25 protein-coding genes are annotated in these 24318 nt (G+C 51.1%); 3 read left to right on the forward strand and 22 right to left on the reverse strand.

What is annotated here, in order from left to right:
* Window positions 1–4: 4 nt before the first annotated feature.
* The gene (gene kdpF, locus AB4N91_RS17920; RefSeq protein WP_007899818.1) at window positions 5–94 is read right to left on the reverse strand and encodes a K(+)-transporting ATPase subunit F; all 90 of its coding nucleotides are present in this window, start codon (window positions 92–94) and stop codon (window positions 5–7) included.
* A gap of 396 nt (window positions 95–490) precedes the next feature.
* On the opposite strand from kdpF, the gene eat reads away from it, so the two are divergent.
* Together eat and AB4N91_RS17930 are read left to right on the forward strand one after the other, a co-directional pair.
* Window positions 491–1855 (forward strand): ethanolamine permease, encoded by a 1365-nt coding sequence (gene eat / locus AB4N91_RS17925; RefSeq protein ID WP_145308670.1) that lies wholly within the window; start codon window positions 491–493, stop codon window positions 1853–1855.
* A gap of 125 nt (window positions 1856–1980) precedes the next feature.
* Window positions 1981–2148, forward strand: a complete 168-nt coding sequence (locus AB4N91_RS17930) for a DUF2897 family protein (RefSeq protein WP_010461642.1) — start codon at window positions 1981–1983, stop codon at window positions 2146–2148.
* 92 nt (window positions 2149–2240) lie between these two features.
* Here AB4N91_RS17930 and AB4N91_RS17935 read toward each other — a convergent pair whose 3' ends face one another.
* Both AB4N91_RS17935 and AB4N91_RS17940 read right to left on the reverse strand, forming a co-directional pair.
* The gene (locus AB4N91_RS17935) at window positions 2241–3092 is read right to left on the reverse strand and encodes an urea carboxylase-associated family protein (RefSeq protein WP_077747932.1); all 852 of its coding nucleotides are present in this window, start codon (window positions 3090–3092) and stop codon (window positions 2241–2243) included.
* 15 nt (window positions 3093–3107) lie between these two features.
* Complete coding sequence (locus AB4N91_RS17940) at window positions 3108–3761, reverse strand: GntR family transcriptional regulator (RefSeq protein ID WP_083374716.1); 654 nt, start codon at window positions 3759–3761, stop codon at window positions 3108–3110.
* Between the two features lie 176 nt (window positions 3762–3937).
* Between AB4N91_RS17940 and AB4N91_RS17945 the strand changes: the two genes are divergently transcribed.
* Window positions 3938–4495, forward strand: a complete 558-nt coding sequence (locus AB4N91_RS17945; protein WP_010461651.1) for a TetR/AcrR family transcriptional regulator — start codon at window positions 3938–3940, stop codon at window positions 4493–4495.
* Here AB4N91_RS17945 and fabF read toward each other — a convergent pair.
* From fabF to AB4N91_RS18040, 19 genes are all read right to left on the reverse strand, one after another.
* Window positions 4492–5766, reverse strand: a complete 1275-nt coding sequence (gene fabF, locus AB4N91_RS17950) for a beta-ketoacyl-ACP synthase II (protein ID WP_010461652.1) — start codon at window positions 5764–5766, stop codon at window positions 4492–4494. The genes AB4N91_RS17945 and fabF overlap by 4 nt on opposite strands.
* Window positions 5767–5798: 32 nt before the next feature.
* Complete coding sequence (locus AB4N91_RS17955; RefSeq protein WP_154913289.1) at window positions 5799–6593, reverse strand: SDR family NAD(P)-dependent oxidoreductase; 795 nt, start codon at window positions 6591–6593, stop codon at window positions 5799–5801.
* 195 nt (window positions 6594–6788) lie between these two features.
* A complete protein-coding gene (locus AB4N91_RS17960; protein WP_154912875.1) occupies window positions 6789–7124 on the reverse strand; it encodes a ComEA family DNA-binding protein in 336 nt (111 codons plus the stop codon).
* 304 nt (window positions 7125–7428) lie between these two features.
* On the reverse strand, window positions 7429–7869 hold the full coding sequence (locus AB4N91_RS17965) for a hypothetical protein (protein WP_460111420.1): 441 nt from the start codon (window positions 7867–7869) through the stop codon (window positions 7429–7431).
* A gap of 194 nt (window positions 7870–8063) precedes the next feature.
* Window positions 8064–9281, reverse strand: a complete 1218-nt coding sequence (locus tag AB4N91_RS17970; protein WP_460111422.1) for a hypothetical protein — start codon at window positions 9279–9281, stop codon at window positions 8064–8066.
* A gap of 227 nt (window positions 9282–9508) precedes the next feature.
* The gene (locus AB4N91_RS17975) at window positions 9509–11503 is read right to left on the reverse strand and encodes a polysaccharide biosynthesis protein (RefSeq protein ID WP_102594037.1); all 1995 of its coding nucleotides are present in this window, start codon (window positions 11501–11503) and stop codon (window positions 9509–9511) included.
* 102 nt (window positions 11504–11605) lie between these two features.
* The gene (locus AB4N91_RS17980; protein WP_154912873.1) at window positions 11606–12631 is read right to left on the reverse strand and encodes an MraY family glycosyltransferase; all 1026 of its coding nucleotides are present in this window, start codon (window positions 12629–12631) and stop codon (window positions 11606–11608) included.
* Between the two features lie 2 nt (window positions 12632–12633).
* The gene (locus AB4N91_RS17985; protein WP_102594019.1) at window positions 12634–13596 is read right to left on the reverse strand and encodes a UDP-glucose 4-epimerase family protein; all 963 of its coding nucleotides are present in this window, start codon (window positions 13594–13596) and stop codon (window positions 12634–12636) included.
* Complete coding sequence (locus tag AB4N91_RS17990) at window positions 13596–14849, reverse strand: glycosyltransferase family 4 protein (protein ID WP_102594018.1); 1254 nt, start codon at window positions 14847–14849, stop codon at window positions 13596–13598. Before AB4N91_RS17990 ends, AB4N91_RS17985 begins: the two co-directional genes overlap by 1 nt.
* A 14-nt stretch (window positions 14850–14863) precedes the next feature.
* Entirely contained in the window at window positions 14864–15994 is a 1131-nt protein-coding gene (gene wecB, locus AB4N91_RS17995; protein WP_102594036.1) for a non-hydrolyzing UDP-N-acetylglucosamine 2-epimerase, read from the reverse strand.
* 23 nt (window positions 15995–16017) lie between these two features.
* Window positions 16018–17136: a UDP-2-acetamido-2,6-beta-L-arabino-hexul-4-ose reductase gene (gene wbjC / locus AB4N91_RS18000; protein ID WP_154912872.1), complete on the reverse strand. Its 1119-nt coding sequence runs from the start codon at window positions 17134–17136 to the stop codon at window positions 16018–16020.
* Window positions 17137–17139: 3 nt separating this feature from the next.
* The gene (locus AB4N91_RS18005; protein WP_154912871.1) at window positions 17140–18174 is read right to left on the reverse strand and encodes a polysaccharide biosynthesis protein; all 1035 of its coding nucleotides are present in this window, start codon (window positions 18172–18174) and stop codon (window positions 17140–17142) included.
* 32 nt (window positions 18175–18206) lie between these two features.
* The gene (locus AB4N91_RS18010) at window positions 18207–18989 is read right to left on the reverse strand and encodes an AglZ/HisF2 family acetamidino modification protein (RefSeq protein ID WP_154912870.1); all 783 of its coding nucleotides are present in this window, start codon (window positions 18987–18989) and stop codon (window positions 18207–18209) included.
* A gap of 1 nt (window position 18990) precedes the next feature.
* The gene (gene hisH / locus AB4N91_RS18015; RefSeq protein ID WP_154912869.1) at window positions 18991–19605 is read right to left on the reverse strand and encodes an imidazole glycerol phosphate synthase subunit HisH; all 615 of its coding nucleotides are present in this window, start codon (window positions 19603–19605) and stop codon (window positions 18991–18993) included.
* The gene (locus tag AB4N91_RS18020) at window positions 19602–20744 is read right to left on the reverse strand and encodes an N-acetyl sugar amidotransferase (protein ID WP_154912868.1); all 1143 of its coding nucleotides are present in this window, start codon (window positions 20742–20744) and stop codon (window positions 19602–19604) included. Before AB4N91_RS18020 ends, hisH begins: the two co-directional genes overlap by 4 nt.
* Window positions 20745–20775: 31 nt before the next feature.
* Window positions 20776–21669 carry a glycosyltransferase family 2 protein gene (locus AB4N91_RS18025; RefSeq protein ID WP_154912867.1) on the reverse strand — a complete coding sequence of 298 codons (894 nt, stop codon included), beginning with the start codon at window positions 21667–21669 and terminating at the stop codon, window positions 20776–20778.
* 30 nt (window positions 21670–21699) lie between these two features.
* Entirely contained in the window at window positions 21700–22275 is a 576-nt protein-coding gene (locus AB4N91_RS18030) for a hypothetical protein (protein ID WP_460111431.1), read from the reverse strand.
* Window positions 22276–22322: 47 nt separating this feature from the next.
* On the reverse strand, window positions 22323–22928 hold the full coding sequence (locus AB4N91_RS18035; protein WP_460111434.1) for a hypothetical protein: 606 nt from the start codon (window positions 22926–22928) through the stop codon (window positions 22323–22325).
* Window positions 22929–22942: 14 nt separating this feature from the next.
* Window positions 22943–24289 (reverse strand): lipopolysaccharide biosynthesis protein, encoded by a 1347-nt coding sequence (locus tag AB4N91_RS18040; protein ID WP_460111437.1) that lies wholly within the window; start codon window positions 24287–24289, stop codon window positions 22943–22945.
* Window positions 24290–24318: the final 29 nt, after the last annotated feature.

Here is a 24318-nt window from a genome sequence, read left to right on the forward strand (position 1 = left end):
GCTCCTAGTTCCGGTCCGCGCGCAACAGCGCAACCAACAGATAAATGAACAGCCCCACTGCCAATAGCAGTGACACCCCGTCCAGAACGCTCATGGAAGTTCTCCGTGTTACGGCGTATTGCCGCGTGTGGAGTCATTGTCGGCAGGGAGGCTGTAAAGGAACGAGACCGAGGGGTGTGGCGGGGCATAAAGAATGCGTAAAGAGTGGGTTTATGCCTTCGTTACGGCGATGTCCGAGCGGGCCCCTTCGCGGGCAAGCCTCGCTCCTACAGGTCCGTGGAGCGCTCGCCCTTGTAGGAGCGAGGCTTGCCCGCGAAGACGGCAGAACACACGACAACGCCCCCAACTAGCGCACCAAAATGCATGCATCCAGCACCGTACATCCCCGATACGACACCTTTTTACGCTTTACGACTGCTATCACAACACTGGCACGCCCACTGCAAACGCCTCCCCCCGACGCTTTTCAAACCGTTCAGGGAGCAAACGCATGAACACACAACTCAAACCCACGCTGGGCACGTTGCACCTGTGGGGTATTGCGGTCGGACTGGTGATTTCCGGTGAGTATTTCGGCTGGAGTTACGGCTGGGGCGTGGCCGGAACACTCGGGTTCCTGGTGACCTCGTTCATGGTCGCCACGATGTACACCTGCTTCATCTTCAGCTTCACCGAACTGACCACGGCGATTCCCCATGCTGGCGGCCCCTTTGCCTACAGCCGCCGCGCCTTTGGCGAGAAAGGCGGATTGATCGCCGGGTTGGCGACGCTGATCGAGTTCGTCTTCGCCCCGCCGGCAATTGCCTTGGCTATCGGCGCTTACCTGAATGTGCAATTCCCGGCCCTCGACCCGAAGCACGCAGCGGTCGGCGCCTACATCGTGTTCATGGGCCTGAACATTCTCGGCGTGAAACTGGCCGCCACCTTCGAGTTGATTGTCTGTGTATTGGCCGTGGCGGAACTGCTGGTGTTCATGGGCGTGGTCGCTCCGGCGTTCAGTTTCAGCAACTTTGCGCTCAATGGCTGGGCCGGTTCCGATGTGTTCGGGGCGCCGGCGATTGCCGGGATGTTCGCGGCGATTCCTTTCGCCATCTGGTTCTTCCTCGCCATTGAAGGCGCAGCGATGGCCGCCGAAGAAGCCAAGGATCCGAAACGCACGATTCCCAAGGCCTACATCAGCGGCATCCTGACCCTGGTATTGCTGGCCATGGGCGTGATGTTCTTTGCCGGCGGCGTCGGCGACTGGCGCACCCTGTCGAACATCAACGACCCGCTGCCACAAGCCATGAAAACCGTGGTCGGCGAAAGCTCGGGCTGGTTGCACATGCTGGTATGGATCGGCCTGTTCGGCCTGGTGGCGAGTTTCCACGGGATCATCCTCGGCTACTCGCGGCAGTTCTTCGCCCTCGCCCGCGCCGGTTACCTTCCGGCGTCGCTGGCCAAACTGTCGCGCTTCCAGACACCCCATCGGGCGATCATTGCCGGCGGCGTAATCGGTATCGCGGCGATCTACAGCGATGGTTTGATCAATCTCGGTGGCATGACGCTGACCGCGGCGATGATCACCATGGCGGTGTTCGGCGCAATCGTGATGTACATTATGAGCATGCTCAGCCTGTTCAAGTTGCGTAAAACCGAACCGAACCTGGAGCGTACCTTCCGCGCGCCGTGCTACCCGCTGGTGCCGATGATTGCGCTGATCCTGGCGGTGGTGTGCCTGGTGGCGATGGCCTGGTTCAACACGTTGATCGGCTTGATCTTCCTCGGCTTCATGGCGGTGGGCTTCGTGTACTTCATGCTCACCGCGCAATTGCGCGCGGATGCACCGGCCGACGCGATGTTGACCGGACGCTGAATGGTCTCAGGTGTTACCGACAGATCAGGCATAGAATGGAACCACCGCGATATGAAATCGCTCAAAGTGGTATGCACGATCGATTGGCGAAACCCGCCAATCGGCCTGCCCTCAAGGAGAGCCCTATGCCCTGGTATGCCTGGTTGATTCTGGTCGTTGCAATCGGCTCGATCGTTGGTGGTTTGATGATGCTGCGTGACACTGCCAACAAGGTCGAACTGACCGAAGAGCAACGTAAACGTGTCGCGGAACGCAACGCGGAAGCGGACGCCAAGGATGCGCAGGACCGCTAAAAAACTACTGAACAGCTTCTGTAGGAGCGAGGCTTGCCCGCGAAGGCGATCTCAGGGACGCCTTCGCGGGCAAGCCTCGCTCCTACGTCCGATTATTTTTCCCAGTCGGCCTTGGCGATGTGCAAGCCATGCAGCCCTTTATACGCAGCACGTTCAGGCTGGCTCCAGCCCTCGAGCAATGAATCCTCCAACCGATAAATCTCCACGCCCAGCGGGCGACAGACGCTGAGCGGATCCTGCGCATCCGGCCCCCACATGGCCAGTGACAGGTCCCCTCCCGGACAGGTCGACAGCGCACACAGCAGATCGATCTCGGCAAAGAACTCCAGGTAATCGCCCTTCTGCGCCGGACAGGCCTTCATGAAGTACATGTCGTCGTGGTTCAGGCCCGTACACTGGAAAATGTTCAGCACGTCATGCACGTCGAACTCGGTCAGGCCATGGGGCAACACGGCGCGAGTCAGGTTGGAGTGGCAGTGATGATGGAAGTCCTCGCCGGTGAGCATTTTGTTCACATAGGGATCGCAGCGAGTACCCAGCAAATCGTGCAAACGCCCCCCATGTTCATCGATGCCGTAATCGGCCAGGCTGTCGTCGGTGATGGTCACCAGCGGCCGTAAAAAAGGCAGGTTCGACCAGAGCCGGTCATGGGTGCTGACATGGGCGCCCTGCAGTTGCCGGGTCCGCGCCGCCCACAAACGCTCGCGCGGGTCGTTGGCGTTCCAGACGTTGAAGTCGCCGACTTGCGGGCCGACCGGCGTGGTCACACGAAACACGTGCCCGGCCGGCACGTTCCAGGCGCGACCGGTGCGGATCGGCACTTCAAACTGCTCGATCAGCGTGCGGCCTTCCCTGGTGTCGCGAATCCGTTCGTAGAAGGCTTTGTCCACCTGCAAGGCCGAGCCTTTGCTGACTTGATAGGCCGCCGGATAGTCTTTGTACATGACACACATCCTCGATCAGTGATGGGGGGTTGGGGCAAGCATTCGCAACAGAAGGTGTTCAGAGTCATCGAGGTAAGCGCTCATGGCGTCTGCGGCGGCGCGCTTGTCGCCCTCAGCGAGAAAGTCATGGATCTGCCGGTCGCGAGCCAGCCAGGGCGCCTGAAAACGTGATTCATCGGGCGCGGCGCAGAACGCCAGGCGCAGTTGCGCAACGACGTTGGTGAAAAACTCATCGAACAATGGGCTGCGCAGCAACCCGACGATGTGTTGATGAAACGCCAGGCTGTGGGTGCCGACGGCGCGCCAGTCCTCACGTTCCCGGGCCAGCTCGGTGGCCTCCAGCGCCTCGAGCATCCGGCCCGATTGATCATCGCGCAATGGCGGGCTCACGCTGATGGCTTGCAGTTCCAGGGTACGCCGGACCTTGAACAAATCCCGAACATCATCCTGACCCAGCTTGCGCACCATCACGCCCTTGTTGCGCACGTAACGGGTCAGTCCATCCTGCCCCAGGCGATGCAATGCTTCACGAATGGTGTTACGGGAGGCGTTGTAGGCAAACACCAATTCGTTTTCCACCAGCGCCATACCAGGCAGCAGGCGACCGCCTATGATGTCGGCGCGCAACTCCAATGTGATGTGATCGGCCAGGGACAGTCCACTGTTCATGCTCATCGCCTCGTGATTGTTCAACAATCGTCAGCTGACAAGTAATCACTATTCGTGCCAGCTGAATCGATGCGGCAGGACGAAGTTGGTCGCATCTGCATGCTTTTTAGAAGTAGAAGTACAGTCACCATCCCATTTTCATTGGTTAAGATGGCGCATTGTTGCGGAGATTTCAGATGCGTTACTCGCAGGACCATAAAGCCCAGACCCATCAACGCATCATCAAGGAAGCATCGGCGCGATTTCGCCGCGACGGTATTGGCGCGACCGGCCTGCAACCCCTGATGAAAGCGCTGGGGCTGACCCACGGCGGGTTCTACTCGCATTTCAAGTCCAAGGACGAACTGGTGGAAAAGGCCCTGCAGGCCGCCGGCGAACAGTGCGACGCCATCTGCGCCGAGCTGTTCGCGCAGGAGCACCCGCTGGAAGCATTCATCGACACCTATCTGTCTGAATGGCACCAGACGTCACCCGACCAGGGTTGCCCGCTGCCGACCATGTCCTCGGAGCTTGGCTTGCGCGGACAACCCAGTCCGACCTCTGACGTGGTGCTCAATTCGAGGCTGGAACAAGTGCAAGGCACGCTTGAAGGCGAAGATGCCGCCGACCGCAGCATCTTCATTATGTCGGCCCTGGTCGGGGCGTTGTTGTTGTCGCGCAGTGTCGAGAATCCGGAGATGGCCCAGCGGATTCTCGACGTGACACGCGAATTTCTCAAACAGCCCTGGGATTAATCCTGCCAGCGTTTGAAGAGCACGCTGGCATTGACCCCTCCAAACCCGAAGCCATTGGACAGTGCATACTCGATCGCCATCGGCCGCGCCTGACCGTGGACGATGTCCACGCCTTGCGCCGCCGGGTCCGGGTTTTCGAAATTGAGGGTGGGCGGCACGACTTGATCGCGGATCGCCAGCAGCGTGAAGATCGCCTCAATCCCGCCCGCCGCCCCCAGCAAATGCCCGGTGGCGGACTTGGTCGATGTCACCGCGATCTTGTTGTCCGAACCGAACAATGACTTGATGGCTGCCAATTCTCCAAGGTCCCCAACCGGGGTCGAGGTGGCGTGAGCGTTGAGATGCTGCACCTGTGCGGCAGAAATGCCCGCCTGGGCCAGGGCCAGCGACATTGCCCGACGCGCGCCGCTGCCATCTTCGGGGCCGGCAGTCAGGTGATAGGCATCGGCACTGGTGCCGTATCCGACCAGTTCGGCCAAGGGTTGAGCGCCACGGGCAAGGGCATGTTCAAGCGATTCGATCACCAGAAGGCCAGCACCTTCCCCCATCACGAAACCATCACGACCACTGTCGAATGGCCGAGAGGCACGCTCCGGGGTGTCGTTATAACCACTGGACAAGGCACGCGCAGCCGCGAAGCCGGCGAGGCTGACCCGATCGATCGCGGCTTCCGCGCCCCCGCACACGGCGATATCCGCCTCACCACAACGAATCAGCCGCGCCGCATCGCCAATCGCCTGGACCCCGGCCGCGCACGCTGTCACCGGAGCACCCAGCGGGCCTTTGAAACCATGCTGGATCGACACATGACCGGCCGCGAGGTTGACCAGAAAGGAAGGAATGGTAAATGGCGACAAACGTCGCGGACCGCGGCTGTCGGTTGTACGGACCGCATCGGCAATTGCGCCGAAACCACCCACGCCCGAGCCGATAATCGTCGCGGTGCGCTCCTGAGCATTAGCGTCTTGCGCTTGCCAACCGGACTGCTCCACCGCCTGGCGCGCGGCCTCCATGGCAAACATAATGAAGCGGTCCATTTTTTTCTGCTCTTTGGGCGGCGTCGCCCGGTCCGGGTCGAAACCCGCCTCGGGATCTTCCGTCATGGAGAGCACCGCGCCGCCGACCTTGGCCGGCAGATCAGCGACCACTTCGTCAGGCAACTGACGCAACCCGGAGCGTCCAGCCAACAGGCGCCCCCAGACCACCTCGACATCGCTACCCAGCGGGGACACCAGGCCCATGCCCGTTACAACCACTCGACGATTACTCATACCGCAATTACCTCAAGCCGATTGAAGACGCCTCACTTGTAACGCGTGGCGGCCGTACTTTTGGAAAGATTCGGGGCCATCACCAGACGAGCTTTTACAAAGTCATCCCACTCGGAGGCGTTCGGCAACGATGGAATGGTGATCAACTCACCCTGGTCCAGACCGGACAATGCCGCATCGACCATCTCCCCGGCTTCCATCACCATGTCTGCGGGAATCTGAGTAGCGTCGATACCGGAGCGCTCCCAGATTTCGGTGCGTGTTACGCCTGGCAACACCGCCTGGACCTTGACCCCGGTACCGTCCAGTTCCGCGTTCAACGACTGCGTCAGACTTAACACATAAGCCTTGCTCGCGCTGTAAGTCGCGTTGAATCGCTCAGGAAACAACGCCACTACCGAGGCGATATTGATGATCGTGCCACGGCCAGCCTTTGCGAAAGCGGCGGCCGCTGCCGATGCCAGGCGCGTGACGGTGGTGACGTTGAGCTGGATCAGCTTTTCCATCTGGTCCATGTCGGAATTGGCCAACAGACCTTCTGCTGCGACACCGGCGTTGTTGAGCAGCAGGCTGATACTCGAATCGCTGCGTAGACGCTGTTCGAGCTTCAGAACGTCATCTTTTTGTGTGAGGTCTGCCTTGAGTACTTCGACCTGGACACCATGCTCGGCGCGCAACTTGCTCGCCGCTGCCTGCAAGCGTTCCTCGTCGCGAGCGACCAGCAACAGATCAAAACCACGCGCCGCCAACCGCTCAGCGTAGATGGCGCCGATTCCGGAGGAGGCTCCGGTGACGAGGGCGGTTCCTTGGGTCTGGACAGAATTCATTAGCGTGCTCCTGGGAGGATGCGATTGGAAGATGAGCGTCTGCTTTGGCGGACTCAGGAATTATTATATGCATAATCCAAAGACAATATGATAGTCGTAATTTTTTACATACCGATAGAAGGCAAGCCGCCGTCCTTAACGCCAAAATGCAAAAAGGCCGGTCAATGACCGGCCTCTTGGGCGTTTATCTAAAGCTTAGTTCACTTCCAGCTTCTCGCGGTTCTTATCCAGAATCGCCTTGCCTATCCCCTTCACTTCCAGCAATTCGTCCACGGACGAAAATGGCCCATTACTGTCACGATAAGCAACAATCGCCTTGGCTTTGGCCTCCCCAATACCGGATAGCTCACGCTGCAGCGTGGGTGCATCCGCTCCATTGAGATCGACTTTGCCTGACTGAGACTTGGGTGCAACTTCCAGCATCAGAGGTGCATTGCCAGCCTCCGGTTTTGCCGCAGGCGCGGCGATGGCTGCAATAGAGGCGCTGGTCAGCAGGGCGAAAACCAGAGAGTAGAAATAGCCAGTACGCATAAATGAAGCTCCATGACATCGATTGAGAAAGCAGCTTTTCCCAAGCTGCCTCCTAAACTTAGGTCATGACGTGAGCTTGTCAAAAATGTATCAGTTACCAAATATATACCTATCATGCACCCAACAAGCGCGCCCGAGTAATACAAGCATAGCGGCTTGTATGGTTCAGATCAGGTTCACTGCGACATCGGCGTATTCGTTTAAGCTAACCGAACTGGCTTGAAAATGAGCTAGCCTTGAGCCTTGCTTCAGATCACGGCCTCATCTTTTCATCAGATATGTCGCTGATACTGAGCTCTAAGAATCAATTCCTGCTTTCAATACACGCCTTGATCGACGTGTCGAGATTTTTAATAGGTTTCAATAACTGTTGCGCCGGACGCTGATCGAACCCTCCCGCACCTTTGGCTGTTTTCCAAGAGCCCACCACCTCATAATCTGAAGGCTTAGCTCCGAAGCTGGATACCAGATTATCAGAAAGACTTCGTGGGCCTTCAGGCTCAGTTAGAAGCCAAGCCGCAGCCAACTGGTCACAGCGGACCCTCTTCAATGCTTCACTTGCCATTTTAAAACTACCTGGATAACCGCCGATCATCCAAGCCTGTCCAATACTGGTTGCACCCATCGCGTAAAGCATCCCTGGTGATTGTCCACTCAAGTCAATTACCGGGGTACCAGGCTGAAAGCCTGCCTGTAAGGCAGCACTCCTGGCTTCTATCAAGTAACCCGCATATTCCTCAGACAAAACAAGGGTCGTGCCAACTTCCCCTACTTCTACTGAGTAAGAGTTCAATCTCAACGGCTGTGTTTGCCTATACGGCGACTCCATCCCCGTTTGCACCAATACAACTACAATCAGCTGAGTAGCCAACGCGAGTGGCGCGAGGATAAGAACTGTTTTTTCACCGCGCAATGCTGGGGCTAACAGGACCAGCCCACTTAGCAACCAAAAAAACCAGCTAAGCTGCCCACTTGCCAGTAGTTGTTATTGGTACCAAAGGCATAAATATATGGAAATAATGCAAACGCCAACGCTATAAAAAAACGGGAAAGAGATGAATCCAGAAAAAACCGATGTCTACAAAAGCAGATTCCCAATAACAGCATTGACGACGGAATAGCCAATATCAACAACCCATGAAAATTGCTGTATTCCAGCTTGACAATATACTCACCGGTTAACACCGCAATTACCGCACACGACATCAGGAACGCAAAACAGAGTCCTGACAAACGGCTAACTCTGTGACTAACATATAAAGAAATCGGTACGACAAGAGAAACAAGCAGTGCTATGCGAAAAAGCAGTACATCTTGTTGAGTCAGCAAAAAATCGTCAACCCTCAATATTTGTGCAACTGTATGTCCGCCTCCTATATAGTCAACGAAAACCATCGCTCTTTGAATCCGCCCTACGAACGAGACTACAGAACCATCAATCAGCAGCGCACTTAAAAGCAACAAAAATAACACGACAGCAGAACAAAGCAACATCAAGCGGACGTTGATTTTCCTTGCGAGCAACAAACAAATAAAAACACACACCACGAGGGAAGCGGCACTACTAGGTTTGGCCATAAAAACTAACCATCCACCAACTCCGATAAATACCCAACCAGCAATGCTTTCTTTATCTATCTTCGCCTGCGCCGAAAACAAACCTGCCGCCACTATCAGTAATGCTTGAAAATTCAGGCTGTTATAACTAGGAGAAAGTACCCATACGCTAAAAAAAACCAGGCCACCCACTGCAAAACCAAAAGACATTGCCAGTCGCTGAATGTAGCCAGCGATATTATTCGAAAAAAACTCTTTCAGAATCTTATCAACCAGCAGCCAACTCAAAGCCAGAGTGAGCAATACATTAAACATCCGCAGCCGTACAACATCTCCTCCAAAAAGCAGATAAAATGGATGATAAATAAATCCAAACTGCGATAACGACCAGTCATATAGTCGTGGTGTTGCCACCCATACCAAATAGAAGCTTTCGTCAGTAAAGTCAAAGCCATATTGACTGTAAACCATCAGCCAAACAAGAATACTGATGGCCCCAACGACAGTAAGTGCAACCAAACAATATTCAGTAATCGTCGGGCGGTTTACCGCGTTAGGTTCAGGAATCGCCAAATCGGAAACACCGCCGTGAATACTCATAAACTGCCTCAGCCTTTATTCATTGTACCAACCGAACACAACTCGCTTCGATATCATGGTATTAATTTTAAAGAAACCACAAATGCTCTGTAAACAATGCAATTGCGTGCATCTAGACAAAACAAGTCATTATCAATTCCAGCAAACCGAGCGACTCATCATTTCAAAAAAAACGCCCGCAGGGATTGCGGGCGTATCTCTTAAATCAGCGCTCACCGAACACATATCTAAGGTTCAAGCCTACGCTGCTGATATATCCAATCAACAATCTCTCCATCAGGCGCATAACCACTGACGGTATCACGCAACAATTGTCGCACCCTTGAATAGTCGTCTTGTTCTACCGCAGCTAGTAAATCAGTCAGCTTGGCCTTAAGCACATCCCAGGACAAGTGATCTTCGTTCGCTGTCATTATCATGGGATGCTTGGTCGCCTCTACGTTATCGCCAATCAATAACTCTTCGTAGAGCTTTTCGCCTGGACGTAACCCCGTAAACTCGATAGCGATGTCACCGTTTGGATTTTTTTCCGATCGAACGCTCAAGCCTGAGAGGTGGATCATCTTTTCTGCAAGCTCAACAATTTTAACAGGCTCCCCCATATCCAGGACAAACACGTCTCCCCCCTGTCCCATCGACCCGGCTTGAATCACCAACTGCGCCGCTTCGGGAATAGTCATGAAATAACGTGTAATCTTCGGATGAGTAACCGTTAAAGGTCCGCCTGACTTGATTTGTTTGTGAAAAAGCGGAATGACCGAGCCAGAAGAGCCCAGAACATTTCCAAATCGAACCATCGTAAAACGAGTTTTGTTGACCCGCGAAACCTTGGATTTGTCTCCGAACAAAACCGGCGCAATTTCACGACTTAACGCCTGCAACGTTAGCTCAGCAAGCCGCTTGGTGCTGCCCATTACATTCGTTGGACGCACGGCCTTATCAGTGGATATCAACACAAAGTTAGCAACGCCCGCCTGCAATGCAGCTTGCGCAGTGTTGAGCGTCCCCATGACATTATTCAGCACGCCTTCAGCAATATTGTGTTCGACCATAGGCACATGCTTATAAGCTGCTGCGTGATATACCGTATCAATGCGCCAGGTCTTCATGACATCCAGCAACTTGGCCTGATTACGCACGGAGCCCAATATAGGCAATAGCCTTACCGATAACGACTCACGGCTTATGCGCTGCTCCAGTTCTGCCAAAATGCAATAGAGATTGAATTCACTGTGGTCGAATAAAATAAGGGTGGTTGGCGACTGCGCGAGAATCTGCCTGCACAGCTCTGAGCCGATTGAACCGCCCGCGCCGGTTACGAGGACGGCTTTATCTTCAATGCAGTGCTCGAGCAAATCTTCCTGCGCTGGCACAGCATCACGACCTAACAAATCAGCGATGTCGACTTCTTGAATGTCATCTACTTTCACCCTGCCACTCGCCAGGTCCATGAAGCCAGGTACGCTGCGCACGTGCAATGGATAGCCTTCAAGGAAACCAAGAATCTCGCGACGCCGACCACGGGAAGAGGAAGGAATCGCAAGCAGTATTTCTTGAGCACCTGTAGCGTGGATCATCTGCTCGATGTGTCGAGGCTTGTAAACCTGCAGACCCGAGATGACCCGATTTGAAATGCTGTCATCATCATCGATAAAGGCGACCGGCCGCATGACGCGGCCCATCCTTAACGCAGCTACCAGCTGGTTACCTGCAGCCCCTGCACCATAAACCGCGACTCTCGGCAGACCATCGTCACGATTTGTAAAAGGGACGTGCTGGGCAGCCGAAAACCAGTCACCGAGGAAGTACTGCCGCATTGCCAGGCGCAACCCTCCGATCATCACCAGGCTCAACCACCAGTAGTTGAAGATGATCGAACGCGGCACCACGTTTTGGTGATTGCTATACCAATAGACAATAAAGCCTAGGATTAATGAAGAAAGACTCACAGCCTTGATGATTGCTATAAGCGCATCATTGCCAAAATAGCGCATCACCGCGCGATACATACCAAATCGAATGAACAGCGGAATCGCTACCAGCGGAGCGCTTACAAAAAGCCAGGTGTGTGTAGTGATGGGATTGATCATTTCATCAATCCCCAGACGCACGACAAACGCCAGCCAAAGTGCCATCCATACCAGGACTACATCAGCCAGCACCTGAATCAGTCGTTTCTGACGGCGCGGCAGCCCCAGCAACAACGCACGCAATCGATCCATAAACGCTTCAAACACCTTGTACCGCTCCTAAACTGACATCACTCGATCATTGTACATATTCGCTCGCAGCCGGCACCTTCTAAATCAGGCACCCAAGCTGGATCACGCGGCTGTAGTCACTTCGAGCTGGCCTGCATGAAATTTCAAAGCAAGGATAATCAGCGGAACGTAGGCGATAATTACCCCCCAAGCACCGTCCAGGCCGAGTTGCGTCACAGAGTAGGCCACAGGCAACAGCCAAAACAGATTGATGGCGCCGACAGCCAGTGTTACAGGTAGATGCTTGCCAAATCGACGGGAAGCGAACTGATAGGCATGGCTACGGTGAGCCTCATAGACCTTATCGCCACGAAGCAATCGACGTATCAAGGTAAACGTTGCGTCGACTATGAACACGCCTAGCAGGATCACCCACGCCCAAAATAAATCCGAGGAAACCCAAGCAGCCTGGAGCGACAGAACCCCCAATGCAATGCCTAGAAACCCGCTCCCTGCGTCCCCCATGAATATCCGTGCAGGCGGGAAATTCCAGTACAGGAATCCGACTACTGCCGCAGCGAGTATCAGCGGTCCCCAGATCAGGGCCGGGGCGCCGCTTAGCCCATAAAGCAGACAAGCACCAAGGCAAGCACACAATGCCTCAACACTCGCGATACCATCAATTCCATCCATGAAGTTGTACAGATTCAGCAGCCAGACTAGATAAATCGCAGCGAGAATATGTCCAAACCAATGCAGTTCCAGACTGATACCGAACAAGGTAACGGGAGGAAAGCCACCCAACCAGGCCAGAGCCCATATGCCGGCGCCGAAATGACCCAACAGACGCCAACGGGCGGCGATGTGCCCGTGATCATCCATAAAACCAATAACAGCTAGCAGCGCCCCTGCACCGCCTACCGCGATTAACTGCTGCCAAGGTACCAGACCGAACATACCGAAAACTGGAAGCGACGCCAGAAAGGTAACCACGATCGCCACCCCGCCGCCGCGCGGCGTTGGTATCGTATGTGAACTTCGTGCATTAGGGATATCGATGATGCTTCGAGCCAATGCATACCGTCGCAGAGCACCAGTCAACAAAAAAGAAAGAACGGCAACTGCCGGTACCAGCCACAAGTAGATCATTGTTATTGATGTTCCCGAAAATGCTTAGCTGTATTCGCCAACGCCTCATCAACACTTAGTGGGGGCGTCCAGCCTAAAAGATTACGAGTCTTGGTAATATCGACCTGCAACGACCCGCACAGTCGCTGAGAAAGCCCTTTTTTACCCAATAGAGTGGCGCCACTCTGAAGTATCCAACTCGGTACCGGTATGAGTCGAGCTGGCTTGTTGAGCGCCTTCGCCATCTTGCTCAGCAACGCGGTAGTGGACAAATCCTCTCCATCGCTCACCAGAAAGGTCTGGTTTGCTGCGGCTGAATGATCGATGCACGTCAATACCAAGTCCACCAGATTATCAAGCGCGACCAGACTTCGACTGTTATAGATCGCTCCAAAAGGCAGAGGAACCCCCTTGTCCAACCAGCGCATCATATTGAGGAAGTTGGCTTTTACGCCTGGTCCATAGACCAGCACCGGGCGGATAATAACCACATCCATCGCAGTTTCCGCCGCCAGTTCGCGAAGGCCCTGCTCGGCTTCCATTTTCGAAATGCCATAAGGGTCCACGGGGGCAGGAACATCATCTGCACCGTAAGCAGTACCAGGAACTGTCCCTTCCCCATTTACCTTGATTGAACTGATGAAAATGAAGCGTCGTACACCTGCGGCGGCGCTTTGTCTGGCGAGATTCAACGTTCCCTCAACGTTTACTTTACGGAACGCTGCCAACGGATCGGCTTCTACATCATTCATGACATGCACCCGAGCCGCGGAGTGAATCACTATGTTCGACCCGTTCAAGTGTTCTTCCCAACGTGTAACGCCATCGAAGGACTCGATACATACCTTCGAAACCCCATTGATGGGCACTCGTGACTCGTCTCGAACAGCAACCACTACAGAGTGTTTGTTCTCGTGATGTAACCGTTTGAGAATGGCTCCCCCGACGAAACCTGTCGCCCCAGTCAGTAAAATGGTTTGCTGCATCAGCGGGTGGCCTTTCGTAGGGTGGCGTTGCGGAAAAGATCTTCAAGCCTGGCTAAAAGAAGAGGTTTGGAGTAGTTGCTCAAATAATACTGACGACCGGATTGCCCCATCGCTTTCAATTTAACCGCGTCCGTCTTCGCGAGTGCCAAGGTAATGCTCGCAAGCCCACTGGCGTCGCCGGATGCACAAGTAAAACCCGCTCCAGAATCATCAATCACTCTAGCGGCCTCGCCATTGATCATCCCCAACAGGGGTCTGCCCGATGCCAGATAGGCTTGTACTTTTCCAGGTATGGTTTTTTCAAATACGTCATTGGTTTTGAGGGAAACGAGCAAGGCATCCGCACTTGCAAACAAGCCTGGCATCTCTTCCAAAGGATGCCTCCCCAATAGCAATACGTTATTCAAGCCGCGGGAGTGAACTTGTTGACTCAACCATTCGCTCATTCGTCCATCGCCAACAATTACCCACCGCATTACGACTTTATCGCGCAACTCCTCAGCAGCATCCAACACCGCTGGAAGATCTTGCGCTTCACCGAGATTGCCCGCGAACACAACCGTGAATACCGTGTTGTCACGAGGCAACAAAGTCGAATCGTGAGCTGCAGATGAAGAAAAATCATCTTCCGCCCAGCTTGGAAAATAGACCATTCGTTGAGACGCTATGTCCTTCGTACAATATTTTTTGACGTTCTCGAAGAAACCATGTGACTGCAGAAGTAAATAATCAGTGCGATTGTAAATCCATGACACCATTTTTCCGACCATAGACAGTAAAGCGGGGTGTTTGAGGACCCCTACCGCTCTCAGTGTCTCCGGCCAAAGATCGAGTACCCAGACAAACACCGGTGCTTTCTTTATGCGCCCCATCACCAGCGCTGGAATGGCAGCCATGATCGGCGAAACGGCATAAACGAATACCGCATCAAATTTTTCGCCACGCAGTTTAAAAGCACCAATCGTCGAGGCACTTGTGAAGAAACTGAAATAATTCAATACCAAACTAATACTGCGCTTGCCTCGCGCGAGCATAGGCACTCTGACCACCTTGGCATCAAAGTAATGGTTAAAGCGCCCCGGCGACGCTTTATATTCTTCAAACACCTTACCTTCGGGATAATTAGGTAAACCAGTCAACACGGTGACCGAATGTCCTTTTTCGGTAAAGTCGCGAACTAAATCGTTGATACGCATATTTTCTGGCCAAAAATACTGCGTGACCACCAGGATCCTCAATTTACTTTCAGGCATGATCACAACTCGAATTAGTAACGCTTCCAGACGACCCGATTAACATAATCAGTATAACTGTGTACGATCCTTGCCACTTTCTCAGAAACATTGGGCATGCTGTAGTCCGTAACCAGACGCAAAGTACGCTCTCTACCAGAAGCCTGCGTTTCGAGAATCATCAACCCTTGCAATACCCGCTCAACCTCGAGTCCCACCATCATCACAGCGGCCTCTTCCATACCCTCTGGACGCTCGTGGGCTTCGCGAATATTCAGCGCTGGGAAATTGAGAATCGAAGACTCTTCATTGATCGTCCCGCTATCGGAAAGCACTGCTTTGGACTCAAGTTGAAGTTTATTGTAGTCCTTGAACCCCAACGGCTTGAGGAGCTGAACATTCTCATGAAATACGATACCCATTGCATCGACACGCTTCTGGGTACGCGGGTGAGTAGAAACAATGACAGGAAAACCAAATTTCGTTGCAACCGTATTTAGAACATCGACCAATTTTAGAAAGTTCTTGTCAGAGTCAATATTTTCTTCGCGGTGTGCACTCACTACAAAAAACTTACCGGATTCGAGCTCCAAACGCTGCAATACATCCGACGCCTCGATACCATCGCGGTAATGATTCAAGACCTCGAACATCGGGCTCCCTGTCTTGATCACCATGTCGGGCGACAGACCTTCTTTGAGCAGGTAATCGCGCGCAATGGTGCTGTAGGTTAGATTAATGTCAGCCGTATGATCTACGATCCGCCGATTGATCTCTTCGGGTACCCGCATATCGAAACAACGATTACCCGCTTCCATGTGGAACGTTGGAATCTTGCGTCGCTTGGCAGGGATAACCGCCATGCAGCTATTGGTATCACCCAGCACCAGAAGAGCTTCAGGTTGAACAGACGCGAGCACACGGTCCACCGAGATAATCACGTTCCCGATCGTTTCCGCGCCGCTGCTACCTGCCGCATTGAGAAAATGATCCGGTTTGCGAATCCCCAGGTCCTGGAAAAATATTTCGTTCAGCTCATAGTCATAATTCTGACCCGTATGGACGAGTACGTGCTCACAGTACTTATCCAGCGCGGCGATGACTCGTGACAAACGAATGATCTCAGGGCGAGTGCCAACGACGGTAACGATTTTCAACTTCTTCATTGCGATGCTCATCCCTAATTCAATCAGGCCTGGGTGCCCACAGGCATAGTGTATGTGTCTGGAAGCTCACGATCAAAAATCTCGTTCGCCCATAACATCACGATCATTTCATTCTCACCAACATTCGTGATGTCGTGGCTCCAGCCAGGTACAGTTTCAACAATTTCCGGTGTGTCCCCATCAGTGAAGAGTTCGTAGAACTCGCCCGATGCTATGTGGCGAAACCGGAAACAGGCCTTGCCCTTGATAACGAGAAATTTTTCTGTTTTGGAGTGATGGTAATGGCCGCCTCGGGTAATGCCTGGATGGGCAGTAAAATAAGAAAACTGGCCAGAATCCTTGGTTTTAAGCATCTCGACGAAGACGCCACGATCATCTCCATATTTAGGAACTTCGTAGGTGAAATCTTCAGGGGGTAAATAGCTGAGATAGGTAGAATACAGTGCGCGAACCAAACCGGTCCCCACACGTTCCGTGATCATCGACTGTCGACTTGTCTTAAACTCATGGAGCTGAGCTGAAAGCTCACCTACTGTGGTTGAATATTGAGGATCAACGACGACATATGGATCACCAGATTGCTCACCATCCATGACAGCGACAAAGCATTTAATGACGTCATCGATATAAACAAGCGAAATCTTGGCGTCAGCATCATTTATGCTGATAGGTAGTCCATGCGCGATGTTGTGACAAAAGGTCGCGACGGCGGAGTTATAATTAGGTCGCGCCCACTTCCCAAATACATTTGGCAATCGAAATAAATGTACGCGACTGCCGTTTTGGTTGGAAAGATTTAGTAGCGCTTCTTCCGCATCTCGTTTACTCGAGCCGTAAGCATTGCTTAATTCAGCCTGAATTGAAGATGTATAAAGCAAAGGAATGCGGCGACCTGTGGCAGCAACAGCAGCGCATAGGGCCTGCGTTAAATCCGTATTACCTACTTTAAACTCTTCAACACTTTGAGGACGATTGACACCGGCCAGGTGGAAAATAAAATCCACCTCTGATACGAGTGAATGCAGGCTGGCAATATTGTCCTCGCGACAGAACCGCAGCACCTCGACGTCTTTTCGCTCTTTCAAATGAGCAACAAGGTTTTTACCGACGAACCCGTTGGCACCGGTGATCAATACTTTCATGCCTTATTCCTCGGGAGTCGCGTGTTCGCCGCGCTGAATCGCGCGCATAAAATCCAGTTTCAGCAGCAATTTCTGCATGCCTTCAACGTCGAGGCGTTCGGTGTTATGCGAGTTGTAATCCTCCATCGTGGAGATTTTTTCTTCGCCTTGTTCAACAAACTTGCTGTAGTTCAGATCTCGCAAATCCGGAGGTATACGGAAGTAGTCACCCATATCTTCTGCGCAAGCCATCTCTTCCCGGCTCAACAGCGCTTCGTAAAGTTTTTCGCCGTGGCGCGTTCCGATGATCTGGATCGGATGTTCGGGCTGCCCCAGCATTGCCGTCAAGGCGCGAGCGAGCGTTTCCACTGTCGCTGCTGGCGCCTTCTGGACGAAGAGATCACCGTTGTTACCATGCTCAAAGGCATACAAAACCAGATCGACAGCATCGGCTAACGTCATCATGAAACGAGTCATGTTAGGGTCTGTAATTGACAAGGAATTACCGGCACGAATCTGCTCGATAAACAGCGGGATAACTGACCCACGGGAGGCCATGACATTCCCGTAGCGAGTGCCACAAATGACAGTTTTTGTCTCATCCACATTGCGGGATTTGGCGACCATCACCTTTTCCATCATGGCTTTGGAGATACCCATCGCATTGATAGGATAAACGGCTTTGTCGGTACTTAAGCAAACGACTCGCTTAACTTCATTCTGTATCGCAGCTTCCAACACGTTATCAGTACCGATAACATTGGTTTTTACTGCTTCCATCGGGTGAAACTCACAAGATGGAACCTGCTTAAGCGCTGCGGCGTGAAAAATATAATCAACGCCACGGGTCGCGTTCAGAACGCTCTGATAATCACGCACATCACCGATATAGAATTTTAGCTTCGGGTTGCTGTAGCGCTTGCGCATGTCATCCTGTTTTTTTTCGTCCCGACTGAAAATGCGAATTTCAGCAATATCGGTATCCAGGAAACGCTTTAAAACAGCGTTGCCGAAGGACCCGGTGCCACCGGAGATAAGAAGTTTCTTTCCACTAAACATAATGAGCTACCCTTACCGCGAACCAGGCGATGTTACTTAGTTCGAAGAGCTGAATAAATTAATTCGTCTTTCTGTTGTGCACTTGGGTAGCTGATCAGTACCGCACGATAGCTACCTTTAAACACAAAGAAACTACCTGCTGCGACACCCACGACACCACAGGCGGCGACTACGCTGCGCATATCCTCAAGCGACCCACCACCACCTAGGATGGTGATGGGTATATGAACCGCCTCACGCAGTTTGAGGGCAAGGTCTATGTCGTAGCCCTTCATACGGCCGTCGTTGTCGATCGAGTTGATCACGATCTCGCCCGCTCCCAGCTTTTCGACCTCGATCGCCACGTCCAAGACACTGCGCTTGGTATTACGAGTACCATTGTGAGTCCATACATCGCTGGATTTACTAAGCAACCGCGACTTGTGGTCAAGGACGACAACGACGCTTTGGCTACCAATCTCTTCTGCAATTTGTGTGATTAAGGCAGGATTCTCCAGCGCTGCAGAACTGATCGCTACTTTTTCAACGCCTAAGGCGATAATTTTTTTGGCTTGCTCAGCCGTACGAATACCGCCGCCATAGCACAACGGCATCCGACACTCGGCTGCAAGCTTGGCAATTTGCTGGTAGTTAGGTTCAACGTTATTAACCGTTGCATCAATATCAATGACAATCAGCTCGTCAGCTTCTTTTTCATTGAATATTTTTACGGCATTGATTGGATCGCCAACATACTTGGGATCCTTGAACTTTACTGTTTTAACCAGCCCACCATCCTGAATCAGAAGGCATGGAATTATTCGAGGTCTTAACATTTCATAGTTCCGCGAAATTTTTCAGTAGACCAACGCCGAAGTGGTGGCTTTTCTCAGGATGAAACTGCACTCCATACACATTATCAGCGCGGACAGCACAGCTGAAATCCAACCCGTACGAGGAAGTCGCGGCTATATGCTCGGGCTGCAAACAATCAAAAAAGAAAGAGTGAAGGAAATAGAAACGTGATTCCAGTTCAAACCCTTTGAATAGCGCCGAATCCGCAGAAGGTACAACATCATTCCAGCCCATGTGAGGCAGGGGCAGCTCCGAAAGCTGAGGTATGGCCTTGAACGAACGCACGCTACCTGGAACCCAACCCAAGCCAGGCAACGAGCCTTCATCACTACTATCGGCAAGAATCTGCATACCGACGCAGATCCCCAATACGGGGATCTTTGCCTTTTGTACGAGTTCGTCCAGCGCTGGCCGCATGCCAGAAGCGTCCAGACGTTCGATGGCATGGTCAAATGCGCCAACGCCCGGCAGGATTAGCTTGGTAGCACCGTCGAGATCAGCAGCACATCTTGCTACAGATACAGGGATGTGCAAGCGTCTATAGACATTGACAAACGCCTGAATATTGCCCAGGCCATAATCTATGATTGTTATCATCTGAAGAGTCTTCTTTCCAAACCAAGCGCGCTGAGCACTCGAGAGCCTATTCCGATCAAGAAGCGCTTGTTTTTGTAATCTAGGCACGTCTTATTGGAGCCCTCGAAAATGCTCTGAAGCTCTGGCACAGTCAAGTCCAATTTATGAGCAACGTACTCAAATTCAGACTTCAGGAATTTCTCGTCCAGTTCGGGCTTGGAAATTCGCTCCAGCGCAGCTTCCCGCGTGAGCTGACCAGTCATAATCAGGCTGGAAAAGTGAGCTCTACGTTTTTCATAACCAAATTTACGAGGCATCCAATAATCCTCGTAAAAACGAGTAAACCTTGATTCATGATGCTTATGCTGGAACCGCTTCCAGCCAAACAATTTCTCAAGCGTTTCCTCTGCCTCACTTTTAATGTAAGGAAGCAAATTGAGTGGGCGAACCACTTGCATGCCCAACACATACCGATAATAAATCTTATAAGACAGAACGTCGACAATCGGGAAACTTTTCAATTTCCGAGATCCGAACTTGGTATGAATATCAGTGATAAGTGTCTTATCAATACCCGGATAGGCTCCCCACTCTTCGGGCTCACGGCAACACTCGGTAGAGTAGTTACCACCGGTGAGCACATACTTTATCTTATGCGCCTTTGCAAATTTATATAAACCGGAAAAAAAAGCGGTGTCCTGAGGAATGTCTTGGTCGGGCACCTGAGCCTTTAAAAAGGCAACCTGCAGGCTTTTCATTTCTTCCCAATTGATTACTTCGGTATAGAGATCCAAACCTAAGCCATCGACAAGTTTCTCTATGTTACCAACAGCCTGGTCCGTATTCCAACCCGCATCTACGTGGAAAAGCAGAGGTCTCAAGCCCATTTTTTCTTTTGCAACATAGGCTAGGTACGAACTATCCAGTCCACCACTCAAACCAATGATGCAGTCAAAATCTTTTCCTTCGCCCTCTCTTTTAATTTTATCAGCGATTTTCATCAATTCAGCTTCACCAACTGAATCGGTGTGCCAATTAGGCCGGATACTCTGCGCAAAATTCAAGCAATACTCGCACTGCCCATCTTCCGAAAAAACGATATTAGGATCGCTGGTATCCATAATGCATGTACGGCAGATGTTATATTCTTTCAAACTCATAGATCACCCCAAGCGGTCACGAATTGTACTCTCACCAGCCGGAGAGAAGTCCGTACAATTTTTTTCGAAGATTATAAAAAAAGCTGTTGCACGCCGACAGCGCTCTCAACCTATTAATCAAACTCGTTTTCGAAAGCAAAATACCAACTATATCGCCCCGCGAGCGACTCGTCTCGCACTTAACCTTTTGATAAAGCTCATCTCTGGAATTTTCTGATAATTCCGAGGAGTGGCGCTCGTAAAATAGACCAATTGCAGCCATCCGCGGCGTTAGCTTTTTATTATAAGCAGGAAAGTCCACAAGCATGTTAATGCTATTTCCACTGTGGACACGCCACATACAACCCACAATATCGGAATGAACGATATTCCATTCTACAAAGTGAGTTACTGCCAACTCCATCCAAGTATCTTCATTCGGAAGTATCTCGGGAACTGGAAATATTTTGGAAACCACTTGCTGGCTCATCATATAAGATACGCCAGTCAATCCCCCCTGGCCTGCACGCTTAGGAACGAGGTGTCCATCGAATTTCTTGTTTTCAGAAAGCGTAATCAACTTGCACAAACCGACAACTGCATCGGCCTCACCGAAACCTGAGACCATAGCAAAGCGCGCGGCGAGGCTCCCTTCGGGCATTAGATCGTCACCTGCATAAATACAGGTAAAACGGCCCGCAGCGTGAGACACACCATAATTGAATGCAGAGCATTTACCCGCCTTCGGGTTTTTTAACAACCGCATATTTGTATGTTCTGCGGCGAGCGAACATAGAATATTGTATGTTTCATCCTCAGAACCGTCATCCACCACGATCAGCTCAAAAATCAAACCTTGTTGTTTGAGAATGCTGAGCATCGCCGACTGGACGTATTTCTCTTCATTTTTTACTGCAACCACTACGCTAACGTTCAGGTCACTCATGCGAGCTCCTTTAATCAAAATTTCAGAAAACTAGTTAGCCCGCACGGTAACGGACTCTTTATCCCGAACTCTTAAGAAGAAATTTGCCAAAAACATCAGCAGATATCCGTTACTTAACAGCGTTCCAATCAGACCGCCCGTAAATAAACCTAAGAAATATATAAGCCATAAAGCTTTGAATGCGTGATCATCAGAGGTTTTAAACCACCGAAATGTTTGCCCAACAAAAAAAGAATAAACCCAGACACCAAACCAGCCGAAATTAGCAAACCCCTCAGTAAAAAACACTGCATTAGAGTTTGCTGTTTCGTTCCATCCCCACTCGTACTCAAAGACAAGCTTCTCTAAATAAACGCGATCCAACGAAAACAATCCGGAAAAGAACGTACTCGTAGCACCCAGCAACGGAAGATCATCGAACTGTTGTTTTAAAACAACCAAGGTATCTGCGGCTGTAAACATTGGAACAGCGACGATACGCCACACCAAGTGATCAATCGCTCCAGACGGAAGGTATTTGGAGCTGTAAAAATCTGGACTTGAAACCCCGCCGCTTTCAACTACGACGCTAGAGTTAGCCGCCCCCCCCATAGACAATATAGTCACGAGATACAAAACCGCACTGCACCCTACAACGATCATCAACGCGGTTGTCAAACTGATTTTTTTCTCTGTGACGCTACATAAAACAACGGCAAAAGGGCATTCAAGAAAAGCGCTTTTTGCAAAAAACTTATTGAATATCCAAAAAAGATAAGGAGGACGATATAGCGAAATTTATGCCTATCGATAAACATCTTCGCTAGGCTGTAAGGCAAAAATGCACTTACAAAGATTGTGCTAATGTATATTAATGCAACTTCTGCGCCCTCTCGCCCCTTAAGAAAGGCTCCACGTTGAATGCTCAACTCGTCTGTATCTGCACCCGCCAATGCCGATAGTATCGGAATGGCCGGCGCGGTATATAGAGTAATCACCAAAAAAACCACAAACACAGTCCAAACAAAAAAATGAACAGTATTGACGCCCACTCGTATCCTGACCGCCTGTGGCCTGAAACGAGAATCGAAAATTGGAATACTATACCCAACAAGCAGGCTGATAATAGAGAAGAACGTCATAAAGGCGAGTTTCAAAAAATACTCGCTGGATAACAAAGCAAAATTCACGAAAAGCGGAAGCCACATATAGACCAGCGATACAGCCAGTACAAACAAGAAAACAGCCACTCGGGTGCTTGTTAAATTATAAAAAAACATAGACACCTCTTACTTTAAAAGAAACGCTGACGCATCACGTAAAACAGCGCAGCCAAAAACACAATTACTGCAAATCCAGCAATAAATTTTACTTTGCAAAGTAACTCCCATGCTTTTACCTTGGTCACTTTCATCAGGACTATCAGATAGATTGCGTAAAACAAGAACCCGGAAACCGCATAGACTTCAGTTAATATGTTTTTAAACCAAAGCGCACAAACTGCAACAGCCCCTACTCGAAGTAATAAGCCGCTTAACTGTAATAACATTGCTGCAGGCTGATTATTCGTAATGTGAAGAGCCATGGAAATGGGAGACGCCAACAGTTGCATTGCGATCCAGGGAACCATGTATAGAATTATCTCACCCGCTCGATGCCACTGTTCGCCAAAAATGAACGGGAACGCATATGGCGCCGCTACGCCAGCAATTACAAGAGGGATGACCCCTACCTTAATCAAGCCTATAAGCGTATCGGAAGTGAAATCCGAAAGATTACCTGCTCGTTGCATCTCTGGGGCTTTGGACAAATACACCTGAGAAACTGCACTCCCTACGAGGCTAACGGGGGCCTGCATTAATTGCATTGCCAAAAGCAAATATCCGGCCTCGGGCCCTGCAGCTAAGCTCGCAATAATAATGACAGGCACTTGTATTGCAGCGTTATTTGCCAATCCTTCGAGCATCGAATACTTCGGAAACCGATCATATTTCTTAAATAACTCGAACATTTTTCGTAGATTCACGCTTTTCAACAAAGCTCTATCTACTGATTTACTTTTTTGTGCAAGCCCGACTGCACCCGCGCCATTATTTATCGTTTGTCCTAAAATCAAACCTAGAGGGCTACTGGCAAACACCCCAAATAACAACTGCACTGTTGCAGCCGCAGCAGCTTGTTGTATTTTTGTTTTTGCAATATCGGCGAACCTTTTCATACGACTAGCCCAAAACTGCAATGCGCTGTAGCAACCTGCAAAAAATATCCCTATAGGCAAGACCCATAAATAATATTGCAAGCTGGGTTTACCAAATATCAATGAGAGTTCGGCCGAAAAAAAACTCATCACAAGCCCTACTATCATCGCAATGAACAATGATGAAAATACGCCCAAAAACAGTATATTTATCGCTTCCGCATCGTCCTCAGGAATTGGAATAGCCAACTCAAACCTCAACGTCGCCGCTACAGAGATAACGCTAAGCAAGGCTAAGTATATTGATAAGACACTAAAATCCTCAGGGGTATATAGCCGGGTCAGTAGTGGAAGCAAAAGTAACATTATGACTTGAGCTAACGCAGTTCCGCCGACCAGCACGCTAACGGCTCTAATAAAATCATTTGACTTATACCGTCCCAAGCTTCTCCAGAATCGCATCGACACACTCA

The sequence above is a fragment of the Pseudomonas sp. H3_D04 genome (assembly GCF_054669175.1).